Origin of the sequence: Bacillus sp. FJAT-27225 (genome assembly GCF_001685025.1) — a bacterium.
Classification (GTDB): domain Bacteria; phylum Bacillota; class Bacilli; order Bacillales; family Cytobacillaceae; genus Bacillus_D.
In genome coordinates this window covers 98,085-113,951 of the sequence record NZ_MAYU01000001.1, presented here as the reverse complement: position 1 = coordinate 113,951, position 15,867 = coordinate 98,085, and the positions used below count along the sequence as shown (strand labels likewise).

The 15,867-nt window shown below is 40.7% G+C and carries 13 protein-coding genes and 1 riboswitch; of the genes, 1 reads left to right on the top strand and 12 read right to left on the bottom strand.

Going from position 1 to position 15,867, the window contains the following annotated elements:
- The 7 genes from A8F94_RS00565 to A8F94_RS00535 all read right to left on the bottom strand — a co-directional run bounded on the left by A8F94_RS00565 (position 1) and on the right by A8F94_RS00535 (position 12,471).
- Positions 1-735, bottom strand: coding sequence for a hypothetical protein (locus A8F94_RS00565; protein ID WP_066193955.1), 735 nt, complete (start codon positions 733-735; stop codon positions 1-3).
- A 289-nt stretch (positions 736-1,024) separates the two neighbouring features.
- Positions 1,025-1,618, bottom strand: coding sequence for a hypothetical protein (locus A8F94_RS00560; protein WP_066193952.1), 594 nt, complete (start codon positions 1,616-1,618; stop codon positions 1,025-1,027).
- Positions 1,619-1,940: 322 nt separating this feature from the next.
- Positions 1,941-3,305 carry a tetratricopeptide repeat protein gene (locus A8F94_RS00555; protein WP_066193950.1) on the bottom strand — a complete coding sequence of 455 codons (1,365 nt, stop codon included), beginning with the start codon at positions 3,303-3,305 and terminating at the stop codon, positions 1,941-1,943.
- A 218-nt stretch (positions 3,306-3,523) separates the two neighbouring features.
- Complete coding sequence (locus tag A8F94_RS00550; RefSeq protein ID WP_254660756.1) at positions 3,524-4,912, bottom strand: SLC13 family permease; 1,389 nt, start codon at positions 4,910-4,912, stop codon at positions 3,524-3,526.
- Positions 4,913-4,971: 59 nt separating this feature from the next.
- On the bottom strand, positions 4,972-6,159 hold the full coding sequence (locus A8F94_RS00545; RefSeq protein WP_066193947.1) for a glycerate kinase family protein: 1,188 nt from the start codon (positions 6,157-6,159) through the stop codon (positions 4,972-4,974).
- Positions 6,160-6,385: 226 nt separating this feature from the next.
- Positions 6,386-7,606 carry an aminotransferase-like domain-containing protein gene (locus tag A8F94_RS00540; RefSeq protein ID WP_066193944.1) on the bottom strand — a complete coding sequence of 407 codons (1,221 nt, stop codon included), beginning with the start codon at positions 7,604-7,606 and terminating at the stop codon, positions 6,386-6,388.
- Positions 7,607-8,292: 686 nt separating this feature from the next.
- Complete coding sequence (locus tag A8F94_RS00535; protein ID WP_066193941.1) at positions 8,293-12,471, bottom strand: S8 family serine peptidase; 4,179 nt, start codon at positions 12,469-12,471, stop codon at positions 8,293-8,295.
- Positions 12,472-12,768: 297 nt separating this feature from the next.
- Between A8F94_RS00535 and A8F94_RS00530 the strand changes: the two genes are divergently transcribed.
- Positions 12,769-13,014, top strand: coding sequence for a hypothetical protein (locus A8F94_RS00530; RefSeq protein ID WP_066193938.1), 246 nt, complete (start codon positions 12,769-12,771; stop codon positions 13,012-13,014).
- 212 nt (positions 13,015-13,226) lie between these two features.
- On the opposite strand, the gene folE is transcribed toward A8F94_RS00530, so the two are convergent.
- Genes folE through queC form a run of 5 tightly spaced genes read right to left on the bottom strand, consistent with a single transcriptional unit; the run spans position 13,227 to position 15,712 of the window.
- Positions 13,227-13,613 (bottom strand): GTP cyclohydrolase I, encoded by a 387-nt coding sequence (gene folE, locus A8F94_RS00525; protein ID WP_302621297.1) that lies wholly within the window; start codon positions 13,611-13,613, stop codon positions 13,227-13,229.
- A 36-nt stretch (positions 13,614-13,649) separates the two neighbouring features.
- On the bottom strand, positions 13,650-13,832 hold the full coding sequence (locus A8F94_RS25510; protein WP_066193926.1) for a hypothetical protein: 183 nt from the start codon (positions 13,830-13,832) through the stop codon (positions 13,650-13,652).
- Positions 13,833-13,834: 2 nt separating this feature from the next.
- A complete protein-coding gene (queE, locus tag A8F94_RS00515) occupies positions 13,835-14,560 on the bottom strand; it encodes a 7-carboxy-7-deazaguanine synthase QueE (protein ID WP_066193921.1) in 726 nt (241 codons plus the stop codon).
- On the bottom strand, positions 14,553-15,029 hold the full coding sequence (gene queD / locus A8F94_RS00510) for a 6-carboxytetrahydropterin synthase QueD (protein WP_066193919.1): 477 nt from the start codon (positions 15,027-15,029) through the stop codon (positions 14,553-14,555). The genes queE and queD overlap by 8 nt, the downstream gene beginning before the upstream one ends.
- 2 nt (positions 15,030-15,031) lie before the next feature.
- Positions 15,032-15,712 (bottom strand): 7-cyano-7-deazaguanine synthase QueC, encoded by a 681-nt coding sequence (gene queC, locus A8F94_RS00505; protein ID WP_302621280.1) that lies wholly within the window; start codon positions 15,710-15,712, stop codon positions 15,032-15,034.
- Between the two features lie 35 nt (positions 15,713-15,747).
- A riboswitch (PreQ1 riboswitch) is annotated at positions 15,748-15,790 on the bottom strand.
- Positions 15,791-15,867 lie beyond the last annotated feature (77 nt).

Here is a 15,867-nt window from a genome sequence, read left to right as displayed (position 1 = left end):
TTAGTTTTTATAGTGTTTTGTTTGTTTGATTAAAGCATCCAGTTCCTGTATAGCTGCCATATTGTCAATATCATCGATATCGATGGTGTTTAGCCGGGATATTTCCAAAATTAGTTTATCGATATCCAAGAGGATCTCCTCATTTATATTCACCGCGTTTTTAACAAAAGAGAGATAATCATTATAAAGCTCCTGTTTTTCTCGAAGAATTTCTTTAGAGAAGCGGCTCTTATTGTTTCCAATGACACTCTCGTACTCTTTTTCGTCAAACGTACTGACTTTGTTCAGGATGTTTCGAATATTCAGATAAAAAAGCTTTTCAACTTCCGAAACAACAGAGGCGAACTTTTGATAACTTAGTTCGGTTTTGTCGAATCGTTCATTCAGAAGGGTCAGCAAGCCTTCCTTTTTCTTTTTCAACCGAATTTCCTGACCTATAGTGAACACTATATCTTCCCTCAGGACTTTAATATCCTGATAAGCTTCAAGGGCTTTTACATAATCATCATTAGTTTTTAGGTCTTTTAAATGTACTGCAGGGATCTTTTTGACTAGGACCCCATAAAGGCCGTAAAGAATAACGATGAGGCTGACAAAAAGGACCGTCAACCCAAAGGATGTCTCAAGAGCACTTCCGCCGACAATCTTCACACCAAGTAAACCAGGAGAAAGCAGAACCACATTAGCAAGGGTAACCCCGAATATAAGCCCAATCAATTTCAATTTTTTCGACATTGTTCACTTCCCCCATCACTATTTTTAATATATACAATACCATAATAGTGGTAATTTTTCCTTTTGTGTAAAAAAATAGAAACTTTTGTCGAGAAAAAATCTCAAATCATTAATCTGAGATTTTAGGTTATCTTGGATAGTTACAGCCTAATACCTGGGGGATTATGTTAACCTTCCATATTCTTCACAGATTTGCAGATACATTCCACTATATGCTGGTGCGTCTATCCTGACCCTTAGGAGACTAAGCTTAGGAACCCTTTGAGGAACTAAAAATGAAAACAAAAACCTATTCGTATTGATCTGCATAGTTGTCTGTGATTTTCACGTTATTTGCTTTGAGTTTTTGAAGAATCCTGGCTTCGTTATTCTTAAAATCTCCTTCATAAGGAATAATGAGTTCAAAATCATCTTTGGTTATGAATTTATATTCCATAAGATACGTAGTATTTTGTTTGCCATAAATCACGTTAACTTCTTTCATACTTGCCCAATCATAATCAGAAATTTTATTGAATGATTCCAAATGGTTATAATGCAGCCCTTTATCATCAAAATAATAGTAATGTGCCGTAGCATACATAAAAACAGGGATACATAAGGCGGCGAGGAATAGGGACGTAACCTTTAAATATTTGAACTCATATTTATAGTTTAGGATTAAATAAACAATCATTACTGTTGGAATCCAAGCCATCCCTATCATAAAGGTAATATAAGCAGCCGGAGGAGTTACATAAAACCAGGGCGACTTAAAATGAATCAGTGTATCCTGTATCAAGTAAACAATTACAAAAGGCATAAAGAAGCTGCAAATAAAAAGGATGATTGACCCCACTAGAATGATGGGTCCTTTTTCTGTTTTAGTTGCCAATGTACTCATTGTTACACCCCTTTTCTCTAAAAGAATCCTTTTTTAGCGGAAGTGAATTTGGACATTTATTTATACGGTTATATTTTCAATTGGTTTCTGTTTTTTGTAAAATCCTTGTAATATTTACAAAATATATAATATTTCGATTGTTTATTAAGGAATTAAATGAAAATCTCAACCGATACCCTAAACGATTAAACGGCCTTAGCCCCTTGGAAGACAGGGTCAAGGCCGCTTAAAAAGATTTCATTATATCCACGGTCTCCTTTACCGGAAGCCAAATCCAAACATTTTAACCATAAACAATAACGTTTGGAGTCTTTATTACAATCTATTTCCTTAAACTTTGTTTAAAGGAAATGAGAGCATTTCTACCTTCTGTTGATTCTGGGTACCTTTTTAATATATTTACTATAAGGTGAATTTTATTGGTATCTGTTAGGGTGTCTTCATTCTTAATAAAGCTCAAGTAACCTTCTAACGGTTTACCCTTGGTAACACTTTCTTTTAATCTATTCAGGTTAATCGCATATTCCTGATAGAAATTTACAGATTCCTGGTCTGCCAATTTCACCGAAAGTTTTGATGCTCCAATTGCCTGATCCAAGTCTCTGAATAAAAGTGCATTAGCTAATTGGTGATAATAAGCACTAGTCGGAAAGAGTTTTACAAGACTTTTATAATGATCGATAGCTTTCTCGTAATTTCCCATTTCCAAATATGTAATTGAAAGCATCGTCATGACTTGATTAACATTGGGTATTGTTTCATTAATATTCAATACAAGTTCTAAAGCGGATTCTGGATCTTTTTCTTGATATAAATGCCTGCTTACATTGTTTAATTTTAGTGGCAAATCCTTTAGTATGGATAATGTTTCAGTTTCATAGGAGGTTACCGCTTTTCCCATGGTTTGCTCAAAAACAAGATTAAACTGGTTGGTTTGACTTCCTTGAAGGATACTTTGGATGATCGAATTGCCTTCTTTTTTAATAATAGTTCCAACAAGCATCTGGCTTTGAATATAGGGATTATACGGAGAACGTAAATGTTTGTTCCATTGCTTATGAGTTTCAAGTTCTTCGAAGCTGACGGTTTTAAGGCTTTCTATCTCATCCATATTAATACCAAGGTCCTTCCTCTCAATATAGGCCGCCAATCCCTCGTGGAACCATACAGGTATTTCACTAATTTTAATTCCTAAGTCATCCAGAGTGCTAGTTAGCAGATGATGAGTATATTCGTGTACAATCGTTCGTTTGTATTCGCTTATGTCTTTTTCATCCTTTGGTACAGCTGTATAGATGGATTTTCTTTTATAAAGATAAATCCCGTCTATATAACCATCTTCAGCCTTACCGAATAACTTCTGTAAATCAGAGGGATTCTCAACTAGCACAATGGATATCGGGGCTTCCAATGCTGCTTCTCCGAAAAGGTTATTGAAGAGGCTTTCATTTTGGTTTAAGGCATTCAGAGCTTCATCGATTGCTTTTATACTTTCTTGGTTTTCACTATATTTGAAGGTAATAGCACCTATTTCTTTTCTATGGCCATTCTCCTCTTTAACAACTGATTTTGAGCTAAAAAAAGCGATATCTTCTTTGACTTTCTTGAAATCTATAAAATTCAACAAAAATAGTAATCCGATGGATATTGCAGTAGCAAAAATACAAATTTTTATTTTTTTTGTCATCTTATGACTCCTGGTATAGTATAAAACGCATTGGCATCATCCAATCTTTATTTTAACAGAAAAGTCTAAATATGCCATAAAAACCCACCTCTTTTAAAAAGTGGTGTAGCCCAGTAAACTCAATTTTTCCTTATATAAAAAAGCATCGGCTTTTAGACCGAAGCTTTAATCTTGATTTTATTGAAGCTGCTTTGACAATCACTGTAGACCCAATAATCTCACAAACTCATTCCGGTCCATTGCCAATAAGAAAAGTAAAACAACATCATGGTTAGTATATAAATCGGCATTAGGATCATGCTGATTTTTACCAAATCGCTTGCCTTATACGAAATCTCTCCCTCTTCATAAAAGAGAAGCAAGGCTTTGGAGCTTACAGGAACGGTTACGCAATAATTCATTCCTATCAGACTTAAAAATACTACTGTCGCGGGATTCAACCCTATCGCTTCACTGAATACCAATAAACCTGGAATCAAGACGATGGCACGAGTAGTATGCGACGTAATATACAAGTGGCTAGTGACGGTTACAAGCAGAATCATCAAGACAAGAACCCATTCCGGTGCGCCTTTGAATAAATTCAGTACATGCAATGTTTCCGTTTGAATCCATTTGACGATACCGGTATCAACCAAAACCTTTCCAAGTGCCGCTGCTGCTGCAACAAAGAGAATCAAATTCCATGACACCGAATTGATTCCTTGTTTCCAGCTTATCACTCCATAATTAGGCAGCATGATGAAGAGTGCTCCTACCATTGTAATAAACGCTATATCCAAGCCATGGATGTGTTCTGTCACCCAGCCAATAATCAAACACAAAATGAAGACTAGTGTCTTTTCTTCTTTTTTATTCATCTTTTTACCGAGTACGTGTTTCTCTTCTGTTAAAACCCCTTCAAAAATCTTCTCCCCATCTTTTGGCCATAAAAACAATTTAATTACAATCATAGAACAAAGTGTAACAACCCCCGCAAATGGCACTCCCCATATCAACCATTTCAGGTAGGATATCGATTGACCTGCCGAGCTTTCCAATAAACCGATTCCAATTAAATGAGACCCAGCCCCGATTATAGTAGCTGACGTGCTCATTAATATAACAACAGGAGCGATGATGGCTAAAACTTTTTGCTCTTTATGAGTAAATCCTCGGGCAAGCTGTTTAATAATTGGCATGGATAAAGCAACTCGTCCTGATGTTGATGGAATAAAGAAAGCTGACGAAAAGAGAACCGAACTTAATGCAAGTAGCACACTGCTTTTTTCTTTGGATTTGCTTACTATGAAAAGAGTTAACCGTTCCGCCAATCCAGATTGTTTAACTGCCTCACCGATTATAAATGAACCAATCATCAGCCAAACGACTTCCTCGGAAAGTGATTGGTACAACAACTCCGGTTCTGCTGCATTGAGCAGTACGATGAAGACAATGAGCGATATTGCTATGAACCCAGCTGGAATCTTCGTCGCCATCCAGAACGTCAAAGCTGATAAAAACGCTAATAAGGATACTCTTGCACTATAGTCGAGGCCATCTATTAAGAAAATAACGAGTAAAAATAGAATGTGCATCCCAATAATCGCGTTTGATTTCGTGGACAATTGAGGGTTCCAGGTTACCGTCCGATTATATTTATGACTATGTCTCTCAATTCGTGTCATCATTTTTGAAGGACACTCTCTTTTAGCAGCTTCCTTTCAGCAATTCCCAATCCAATTGCAATTTGCCGCAATACAGATTCTGTCGTCTTTTCAATCCATTGTGGTGCTTTTTTAATGGCCTTTTCCAGGGATGTTGGTTTTGGGATGATGCTGCTATAGGCATCAATTCCAGCATGATAATTCAGCTCAGCCCCTTTTCCAATCGTTCCTGTAATCGCAACAACCGGGATGCTATGTTCTTTTGCAATTCTTGCTACTTCCGCCGGAATTTTACCATTCGGTGTTTGAAAATCAAGGCTCCCTTCTGCTGTAAAAACAACATCTGCACTCGAGATCCTTTCTTCTATGTTAATGTACTGCTTAATAATATCGAATCGTGGATGCAATGTCGCACCTGCGAAGGCAATCAATCCGGCACCCAGTCCGCCAGATGCCCCGCTGCCTGGCAAGCATCGAACATCCAATCCAACTGCTTCCTCTATTAAAACGGCATAGTGTTCCAGTGCTGAAGATAGTTTTTCAACTTGTTCGGGTGTGGCACCTTTTTGCGGCCCAAAAACACGAGCCACTCCTTTCTCCCCGCATAAAATGTTTTTCCAGTTGCATGCAACATCAATTGATACTTCCTGCAGTCTATTGTCTAAATTAGTAGTATCGATTGACTGTACATGTAACAGGTCTTCCCCGCCATTGATGGAAACAAGCCGTCCCGCTTTGTCCAAAAACCGGGCTCCCAGGGCACTTGCCATTCCTGCTCCGCCATCTGATGTACCTGAATCACCACATCCTATTAAAATATTATCAACCCCACAATCAAGTGCGGCTACAATTAACTCCCCTACACCAAAGGTCGTTGTTTTCAATGGGTTTCGTTGATCACGAGGCACCAGCTTCAAACCAGCCACAGCCGCCATTTCAATGACAGCGGTCCGCTTGCCATTCTCTGCAAAAATTCCAAAATAACTTTCTATCTTCTCACCAACGGGTCCTGTCACCTTCATAAATATAAGTTCCCCGCCTTTTAAGTTAACGATAGTTTTTGCAAATCCCTCACCGCCATCAATCATCGGGATCACTTCCATCTCTACCGATTCATCAAACCTCCTTACGCCACGCTCCATCGCCAAAGCAACTTCCTCAGCATCCAAACATTCCTTAAATCCAGACGGAACAATTACAATTTTCATCTCTACTTCCTCCAATACTCATTTAATTACTTTTAAATCTACCTTCCATAAATGAGAAAATTAGGAGAAGTTCATTAGGATTTAAGGAAAATTAGATTAAAATTCTTGGAGAATGATGTCGAAGCCCCAACCAAAACAGAAAAAAGGATGAAATCAAAACTGATTTCACCCTCATGTCTTCTTATCTATTTGCCTGTTGAATTATATTTTTCTACGAACAGTACCGTTATGCAAGATTTGCAGTCGGAATAAGTGTGTTCTCTTTCTCTAATTCACGATGCAGTACTTTTCCTATACGCTTTATTCCCTCATTGATTTTGTCTAGTGGCATATTCGAATAATTTAAACGTAATGCATTTTTCTTTGTTCCATTCGCATAGAATGCACCACCGGGAACAAACGCAACATTATTTTCCAAGCATTCGGCAAATAATTTCCCAGCATCTACAGACTCTGGAAGCTCAACCCAAATAAACAGCCCGCCTTCTGGTTTACTGTAAGCCAAATTCTTCGGGAAAAACTCTTCAATAGAAGCTAACATAGCGGTACATCTTTCTCTATAAACAGCTTTGATTTGCTGAATGTGTTCTTCAATATCATAGAGCTCCAAATATTTAGCTGTGATCCTTTGAGCAAAACTATCAGTATGCAAGTCTGCTGTTTGCTTAAAGGCAATATACTGTTCAATGAACGTTGCATCTGCACAAATCCAGCCAAGCCGAAGACCCGGAGCAAAAATTTTCGAGAAAGTACTCAAATAAATGACTCTTCCCTCTGTGTCAAAGTGTTTCACTGGCGGGAGAGCTTCTCCAGCGAATCGAATAGCCCCATAGGGATTATCCTCGACAATGAGTACATCATACTGATTGGCCAGCTCAACCATTTTCTTTCGCCTTTCGAGCTTTAATGTGCGGCCTGTAGGATTATGGAAATCTGGAATCGTGTAGATAAATTTAGCGTTAGGATGCTGCTGCAGCGTTTTCTCCAGCTCCTCCATAATCATGCCTTCATCATCCATAGCAACTTCCACAAATTCGGGGTTGTATGACTTGAATGCATTAATTGCAGCGAGATAAGTTGGGCTTTCACAAATAATAGTATCTCCCTCATTGATGAACAATCTTCCGGTAAGGTCAATTGCTTGCTGGGACCCTGATGTGATGATTATATTTTCAAGAGGAGTGTTGACCCCAATACGTTTCATTCTTTGGCCGATCGCTTCTCTTAATGGGATGTAACCTTCAGTCGTACTATATTGAAGTGAAGCTGCACCTTCCTCAATCAAAACAGCATTGCATACATCTCTTATCGCTTCTACAGGAAACAACTCGGGAGCTGGCAGGCCTCCTGCGAAAGAAATAACTTCTGGCCTAGCCGTTACTTTTAGGATTTCTCGTGTTTCAGTAGGTTTAACTAGATGAGTTCTGTCAGCAAATTTGTTCTCCATTTAAAAACATCTCTTTTCTTGTTTGTAATCTTGTTGTTAAAATAGTCCGTCTATTTACAATTGTTATATTACCATACTATTATAACTTTTTCATTAAAATGGATTATTTTTTATTAAAACCTTGCTTTGTTTATAAATAACTAGCGCTTCGCTTCAATAGTGAAACCCCGACACATCCTGCCCGCACTTTAACACCACCAAGCGAATGAAAACCACGTTTATAAAAATATATCTTCTATCCAGGGATCTAGTGGAGCACTCTTTTACCTTCGAAAATTTTATCGCCCTGAATAAACTTTTTTTATCCCTCAATCAAAATTATTTCACCCTCAACGAACCATATATCGCCCCTATTCACAATTCCGACACATCTGCCCGCCCGTTAACACCACCAAGCCAATGAAAACCACGTTTATAAAAATCTATCTTCTATCCAGGGATCTAGTGGAGTACTCTTTTACCTTCGAAAAATTTATCGCCCGTTTCTACAACTTTATCGCCCCGAATGAACTTTTTTTATCCCTCAATCAAAATTATTTCACCCTCAACTAACCATTTATCGCCCCTATTGATGGTTTTCACCTATATAAACGAAAAACAATCTTTTTGGAAAAAAACCTTTAAAACTAGCAAAAAAATAGGATTGCCCCGTTTTCTGGGCAACCCTATTTTAGTGGCATGTACGTTTATTTTCCGCCTTTACTTGCATAAATGACTTTCACTTGTTTCCATGTTTCATTTCCAAATGTATCTTTTGACCAAATCTGAATGATATTTTCACCGGATGCTAACGTTACATTTGTACTGAATACACCGTTTTTAACACCGATTTCTTTTCCATTTACCCTGACAAAGGCAAGGTTTGCATCAACAGCCTGGCCTTGGACTGTTACTGATTTCTTGTGGGTCGTTTCTCCTTCAATTGGTGATTGAATGATAATATCCGGAGCAATTGAATCCACTTTTACCATTACCTTCGCTGTTGTTTCATTACCAGCCAAATCTTTTGCCAGAACGGAAATCGTATTTTCACCCTGCTCCAGCGTAAGTCCAGCTTCAAATACTCCATCAGTAACTGTTGCATCAACTCCATTTACTGCAACAGAATCAAGGTATTTATCCTGCACCTTACCTTTTACAGTAACGGTTGTTGTATTGAATTGAGCTCCTTCAGCTGGTGAATCGATTGAAACAACCGGTTTAGTCTTATCAACGATCACTGTTACCGGATTTGAAGCCCTGGTCAGACCTGAACCCTGGACTGCTTTAGCTGTTAAAACATTTTCGCTATCTACCAAGGTAATATCTGCAGCAAAACGTCCATCCTCTGTTGAAGTTACAACCGCTGCTTCCACTCCATTGTTGAAGAGATGAACTGTCGCATTTGGCTGAGCTTCACCTTCTACCTTTACGGCACCATTTGCCGTAAATGAGCGGTCTGCCGGAGAAGTAATTTCCGGTACGGCTTCATCGTACGATACCTCTGCGCGAATCATGTAGTTCCCATCTGATTTAACGGTCGGTTTCCAGACTCCATCAATATACGAATAGCTCCTGCCTGACCATGCCCCATTCGTATCTCTATTAATAGCAGGAATGAACGGAAATGGATTCTTCTGAACATACGCTAGGTAAAAATCTCGTGGAACGACAACTTCCTCGCCGCTTAAGTCCACGTGTGTCCACTCCGTATGTGAGCGAATAGCCTTTGCTTCAAATGGACCGGCCAGCTTTTTGCCTGGCGTCCCATTTGGACCAGACGCATCATATACTTCGACAAGGAATTCCGTGCCGCCTGGGTCAGGTCGGCTGCCACCGTCAAATTTGTATAAACCGCCTGTTAAGACACCCCTCGTTTCACCTTCAGCGAGCGACATTTTGACAGCCCAGCCATTGCCTTTTGTGTGCATATAGTTCAGTGATTCCGCTGTTCCATCATCATATGCAATCGTTTCGGAATAGCCCACTATCGGATCCATCGAAAGATTTTGAGCAGTTTCGCCATTTGGCGCTAATGTAATTGCTGCATTGTTCGGATAATGCATTGGATGAGATACCTTCAGGGTGTAGCTGCCTTCAAGGGCTGTGAATTGGTAGGATCCATCCGCAGCTGATACAGCTGGCTCGATATTCGCATCCTCTACCAAATAAATTTTTGCTCCTTGAATTGGCTCGCCTGTGAGCTTATTTGTAACCATACCGGATATAACGCCTGTCTGTTTTTCTTCAAGCGTGAAATCAGCGATGGTATCCTGGTCACCCGCAACTTGAACTTTCTGTGAGTTTGGATGATATCCATATGATTCCGCGACAACTGTGAATTCCCCTGCAGGATGGCTTAAGGTATAGCCTCCATTTTGCGGATTGGACGCAGCAGACCTTCCCGTTTCTGCAACACTGACATAAGCCTGCAGCGGCAATAAGGTTGGAGGATTTTCTGCTTCTTCCTCTGTATCTGCACTCATTGATACCGTTTGTTCCAAAGCCAAATTGGAAGCGCTGCTAATGCCTGTTCCAATGGAATCGGCTGATAAAGCAACATCATCAATATACCAGCCAGGTCTTGTCGTACTGGAGTCGGAATATGCATAAAAGGCAATATAAACTCCTTGTCCTGCATATGCCGATAAATCAACTTGGGCATCCACCCATTTAGTCGAATCTCCTTTGACCATTAAAAGCGGCTTCCAATCCTGACCATTTTGTGAGGCCATGACATATCCATAGTCATAGGCAGTGCCAGTAGAGGCGGAAACTTCAAAGCTATGCCATTGCTTGAACTGCAAATACGTTTTCCCTTCCGGAACAGCGATGGACGGCATGACAATCATTTCACGCATTCCATTCGTATAGTTGCCGGCCAATTTAGTGGCATAAACTTTCTGTCCGGATGCTGCACTGTTAGGGCCGGATGTAGGAATTCCCCATTCCCAGTTCGTTGTTGAACTTGAAGCGACAAGCTCCCAGCCGACAGGCTCTGTCTCGAAGTCTTCAAAGTAGCCGATTGTCAGACCTTCCGACACAGATACGCTATACTCTTCGGTTGTAACAGCATTTCCAACGAAGTCAGTAATCACCCATTGATACGTCAAGGTCCCCGCCTCTGTCACACCTGCAGGAATACTTGCAAAATAATCACCTGATAAATGATTTCCTGAAATCCGTTCAGCTTGAATTGTCTTCCATTCGCCATTGTTCACCTTATACTTTAAGGCTACGGACTCAACGCTGACATTGTCACGTGCGAGAATGGACAAATCGATCTGCATTCCTTCATCCGCCGCAGTAACTGGCGTATGTTCGAATACCGGATTCTCCGAGTCTTCACCTTCAATCGTTACATTCCCTTTGATAGTTCCCATTCCGACAGTAACGGAAAGTACCGCATCATATACGTTCAGAAGCCCGTGGCCATATCCGTTATTTGGAGATTTCGGATAAACAGCATCTGTTAAAGGAGTCGCTGTCTCCGTCAAAATTTTCTCTATTTCGTCCACTGTCAAGCTCGCATTTCCCTGCCTGAGCAAGGCTGCAGCTGCAGACACATGAGGGGAAGCCATCGAGGTGCCATTCCATCCGCCTTCATAACCGCTGCCTGGAACTGCAGAGCGGATTTTTACTCCAGGGGCTGTAACGTCAGGTTTAATTTCACCATATGGCGATGGGCCCTGGAATGAAAAATCCCCCATTTTGTTTTCTTTATCGGTTGCACCGACTGCAAATGACTCGGGATAATTAGCAGGGGTTGCAATCGTTCCTGGTCCATTCGGTCTCAGGAATGATGCATTTCCCGCAGCAAAAACAGGGAAAATATCATAAGCTCTCCATGTGCGCACAATTTCGATAAACCATTCATCAATGCCAGGACCGCCGCTCCATGAATTGTTGACAACATCCGGAGCCATATCGACCCGGCCGCCAGGAGCCAAAATCCATTGGGCAGCCGCCAATATAGTGGAATCTGGTCCTTGTCCTTGTGCATTAAACGCTTTGGCCGCAATCCATTTTGCTCCCGGTGCTACGCCAATTTGGTTCTTTCCATTCGGCTCGCTGCCGACCATCGTTCCAGTTACATGAGTGCCGTGGCCATTGTCATCATAGCCGGCTGTTTGTCCACTTACAGCATCAAAGAAACTATATTGATGATCGACAGTTCCGTCAGCTGAATTATAACCCCGATATTTTTCCTTTAAGGCTGGATGATCCCATTGAACACCGGAATCGATGCTCGCGACCACAGTCCCGGTTCCATCAATTCCTAACTTCCAGGCATCAGGAGCACCAACCTGGCTCACATTCCACTCAATATTAGCGTCAGCTTCGGCTTGAGTAGCCTCTACTTCAGGCCCCAATTGCCTGACTTCATCCACATATATCTTCTCTACTTCATTCATAGAAGCAATTTTCTCGACAACTTCCTTTGTGCCTGTAAAGGAAACCGCGTTAATAATATAATAGGATTTGAACTTTTTAACCTTGCCCTTCTGTTTTTCCTGCCCTAGAACATCCAGCAGCTTACTTTGCTTTTGATGGGCATTCGCTTTGAGCTCTGTTAGCACCTCAGACCGGACAATATGCTTTTTTTGCTGAGCAGCAGCACTTTTTCCCTTTGCCTTTTTGTTGGCTTCCTTTGCTACAGTTGCGGTATCAACCTGGTCTCGCAGTGTGACGATAAACGATACCTCGTCCGTTTTTTCAAGCTGTTCATACACCTTGCTATCAATTTTGTTTACTGGAGAAACTGGTAGTACTTGGCCCAAACTTCCTTCTCCACTTGCTGCCAAAGCAGCAGGAGGTAAAAATGTACTGATTACCATGACAATTGCCGACAACAAGAATCCTAACCGTTTAACCCTACTTTTCAACACATGGCCCCCTCATTCAATTTTCATAAAACTATGTAACTATGTAAAACTTACCAATTAGTACTAGAGTAAATGAATTGCAGCAAATTAGCATGCCTTAATAGTCCTAATTTTCTGAGTATTTTGTCCTGTTTTTACTAAAAAATAATATTTAAGGTGTTTTTGCTAGACAAAACTATTAATAGCCTCAAGGTCTTTTTATGAACGAGGAGGTGGAGGAAAATATATTATACAGTGTTGCCAACATCCGAAATTTGTCGGATAATGCAACTAATACGGGTGAAGGGAGTTTCGATTGTGAGAGAGTACGAGTTGGATATTATGGTAGAAATGCTGATGGATACATTTGTTTTCAACACGTGGGAGACCGATTTTTTTAAGATGAATACAATGAAAAATCTGGTTGAATTTGGCCTGGTTGAAAACATACCCGAATTGGCCAAAGAACTCAAGCATCAAGGGGCAGAAGTCCTTGTGGAACCATTGAAAGCCGTTCATCCAGAAGCCGGAAAGCAAGTGGAACTTTGGCTCCAGTTTATTTAATTTAATACATAGAGAAAACCTGGAGTACTATTAAGGACTTCAGGTTTTTTAATTTTGTTGGTTCCTTTCTCTTTAGGTTTATTAAGATATGGAAGTTGTATAATGTAAACAACTATTGTTTAATTGATTTCCTACAACTGGTTTTCACTTTTTAATTTGATTAATAATAAAAGGGGCAAGAAAACTAATTTGTTAGCCTCCCACCCCTTTTCTCACATGCTATCTAGTTGTAAAGAATATATAACGTCCTGCTTATCAATATCTCCCCTAACCGCTGTTGTAAGGGTTGAGGAGCCGTGTTTTTTAACACCTCTTACAGCCATGCACATATGCTCGGCTTGGACCATAACCAAAACTCCGCGTGCATCCAATTCTTTCATTAGAAAATCCGCAATCTGCCCGGTAAGCCTTTCTTGTACCTGCGGGCGGGCAGAAAAGTAATCCACAACTCTTGCAGCTTTGGATAGCCCCATGATTTTATCATTTGGCAGGTAAGCTACTGTTGCCGTACCTATAAATGGCTGGAAATGGTGTTCACACAATGAATTGAATGGGATGTTTCGAATAATGACCAAATCCCTGGTTGTACTTTCGTCCAGAGGAAAAGTGGTGATTTTAGGCGGTTCCGAGAACAGTTATGGAGGAATTGGGACTGAATTTGTCTGATCCTTCCCTTGAGGAAACCCCTGGAAGGGTAGCGAAGATGTTGGTGGAAGAAACGTGCCAAGCTTTTCGAAATGGTAGGCAATTGAGGCCTTCTTACGTTCGAACACGTCTGCATTCAATTTTGTTTTTTCGGTTTCATATGATAATGTCACTGCTAAACCCCCCGCTTGTTCGACCAAACTAAGGCATGAAGTTGTGGCAAAGGACGGACGTTGTTCATGTTGGAGTCCTCCAGTACCTTTCCCCATAGCCAGTCCAGCGAATGAAGTAATCGGCTTGAGATATCACCATCTTCCCCAGGATTACTATTACCTACCGAAAGGAAGAAGGGAATGTGATAGTTGATATACCGGTTATTCAGCATTTTTGCAAATTCAAAATCCCTGTCATCAAAGACAACAATCTTTAATGAAAAATTTGAATTGGAGTTAATTAACTTGAGTACAATACCATCTAAAAGCTCTAGGTCCGGTTTCATACCGCTGCTTGGTGGTTTCGGAGAAAGGGTCAGGTCGTCGACAAGATAAAACCAATCCTGCCACTTGCTTCCCTGCGTCTCTAACCCCACTTCAATAGTGGATTGATGAAGAAGCTCAATAAATTCGTTCATCCCCTCTCCAATCAAAGCAGGGTTCCCGCCTGTAACCGTCACATGGTTGAAGTTCTCTCCGCCAAGTTCCTTAAGCTCTTGAAAGACCTCTTTAGGAGCCATCATTCGGATGTTTTCTTTTTCGGACCCATCCCATGTAAAAGCTGAGTCGCACCAGGAGCATCTGTAATCACAACCTGCAGTACGTACGAACATACTTTTTCGTCCCATGACCATCCCTTCTCCTTGTATGGTCGGTCCGAATATCTCCATAACTGGAATCTTACTCACTCTCCATCCACTCCCTTCTTGCTTCCGCAAAACTTGTAGGAGTTTCATATAGGCGGACGAATTCAACGCGAGCTCCCTTGTATTGTTCGGGACGGTTTTTAAGCGATTCGGCCATCTTTTCATAAATCCAGACAACCATATTTTCTGCGGTTGTATTCATAGGCGGCAGTGTTTCATTCAAGTACCGATGATCAAGGAAAACCTCAATTTCTGATTTCCAAATTTCTTTGATATCACCAAAGTCAATCATCAGCCCACGCTCATCCACATACCCGCTAATTCCAAAAATCACTTTGTACGTATGGCCATGGAGGTTTTTGCATTTTCCTTCATAGTCATGTAAATGATGTGCTGCATCAAACGTAAATTCCTTGCTGACAAGCACCCTTTTTGAATGGTACTTCAATTGGTCCCTTTTTATATCTTCATCAATCTTTTGCAGTTTATCTACAATCCTGAATCCGTACATGATTACAACCCATTCCGTTCCGCCAGATATTCATCCAGCCCTTTTTTCCTTAGCTTGCACGCCGGGCATTCACCACACCCGTCTGCAATGATTCCGTTATAGCACGTCAGTGTCTTTTCCCTTACAAAATCAAAAGCACCCAGCTCATCTGCCAGTTTCCATGTTTCAGCTTTATTAAGCCACATCAATGGAGTATGAATGACAAAATTCTGGTCCATTGATAGATTAAGAGTCACATTGAGCGATTTTACAAATACGTCCCGGCAGTCCGGATAACCGCTGAAATCCGTTTCGCATACTCCGGTTATGATGTGCTTCGCCCCGATTTGGCTAGCCAGCACACCTGCGAAAGACATAAATAGTAAATTCCTTCCCGGTACAAACGTGGAAGGCAGCCCGCCGTCTTCCCCATCTTTCACTTCGATATCTTCGCGGGTCAATGCATTAGGAGCAAGCTGGTTAAGCAGGCTCATATCGAGAATATGATGCTTAATTCCAAGCTCTTTCGTAATATTTTTGGCACTTTCAATTTCTGTGATGTGCCTTTGATTGTAATCAAACGTAACAGCGGTCACCTCTGCAAATTGTTCCTTTGCCCAAAATAGACAGGTGGTACTGTCCTGGCCTCCACTAAACACAACGACTGCTTTTTCATCTTTCAGCATAAAAACGTTCCTTTCCAACAAAAAAACAGCACAACTAAGATAGCAGTGCTGTTTTTTTCTTAGTTTTTTAAAGAGGGTAGCTAGAACCTCTGTATAAAATTATATGGTGATAATAACACAATTTCAGATTAAATTATACAATAATCCCAAAAACCGTAGCGCAGATTTTAAAT

Excerpts from the sequence above, each read along its gene's own strand:
- A8F94_RS00555 (WP_066193950.1), bottom strand. The coding sequence starts at position 3,305 with ATGACAAAAAAAATAAAAATTTGTATTTTTGCTACTGCAATATCCATC.
- queD (WP_066193919.1), bottom strand. The coding sequence starts at position 15,029 with ATGTACGGATTCAGGATTGTAGATAAACTGCAAAAGATTGATGAAGAT.
- A8F94_RS00545 (WP_066193947.1), bottom strand. The coding sequence starts at position 6,159 with ATGAAAATTGTAATTGTTCCGTCTGGATTTAAGGAATGTTTGGATGCT.
- A8F94_RS00560 (WP_066193952.1), bottom strand. The coding sequence starts at position 1,618 with ATGAGTACATTGGCAACTAAAACAGAAAAAGGACCCATCATTCTAGTG.
- A8F94_RS00565 (WP_066193955.1), bottom strand. The coding sequence starts at position 735 with ATGTCGAAAAAATTGAAATTGATTGGGCTTATATTCGGGGTTACCCTT.
- A8F94_RS00540 (WP_066193944.1), bottom strand. The coding sequence starts at position 7,606 with ATGGAGAACAAATTTGCTGACAGAACTCATCTAGTTAAACCTACTGAA.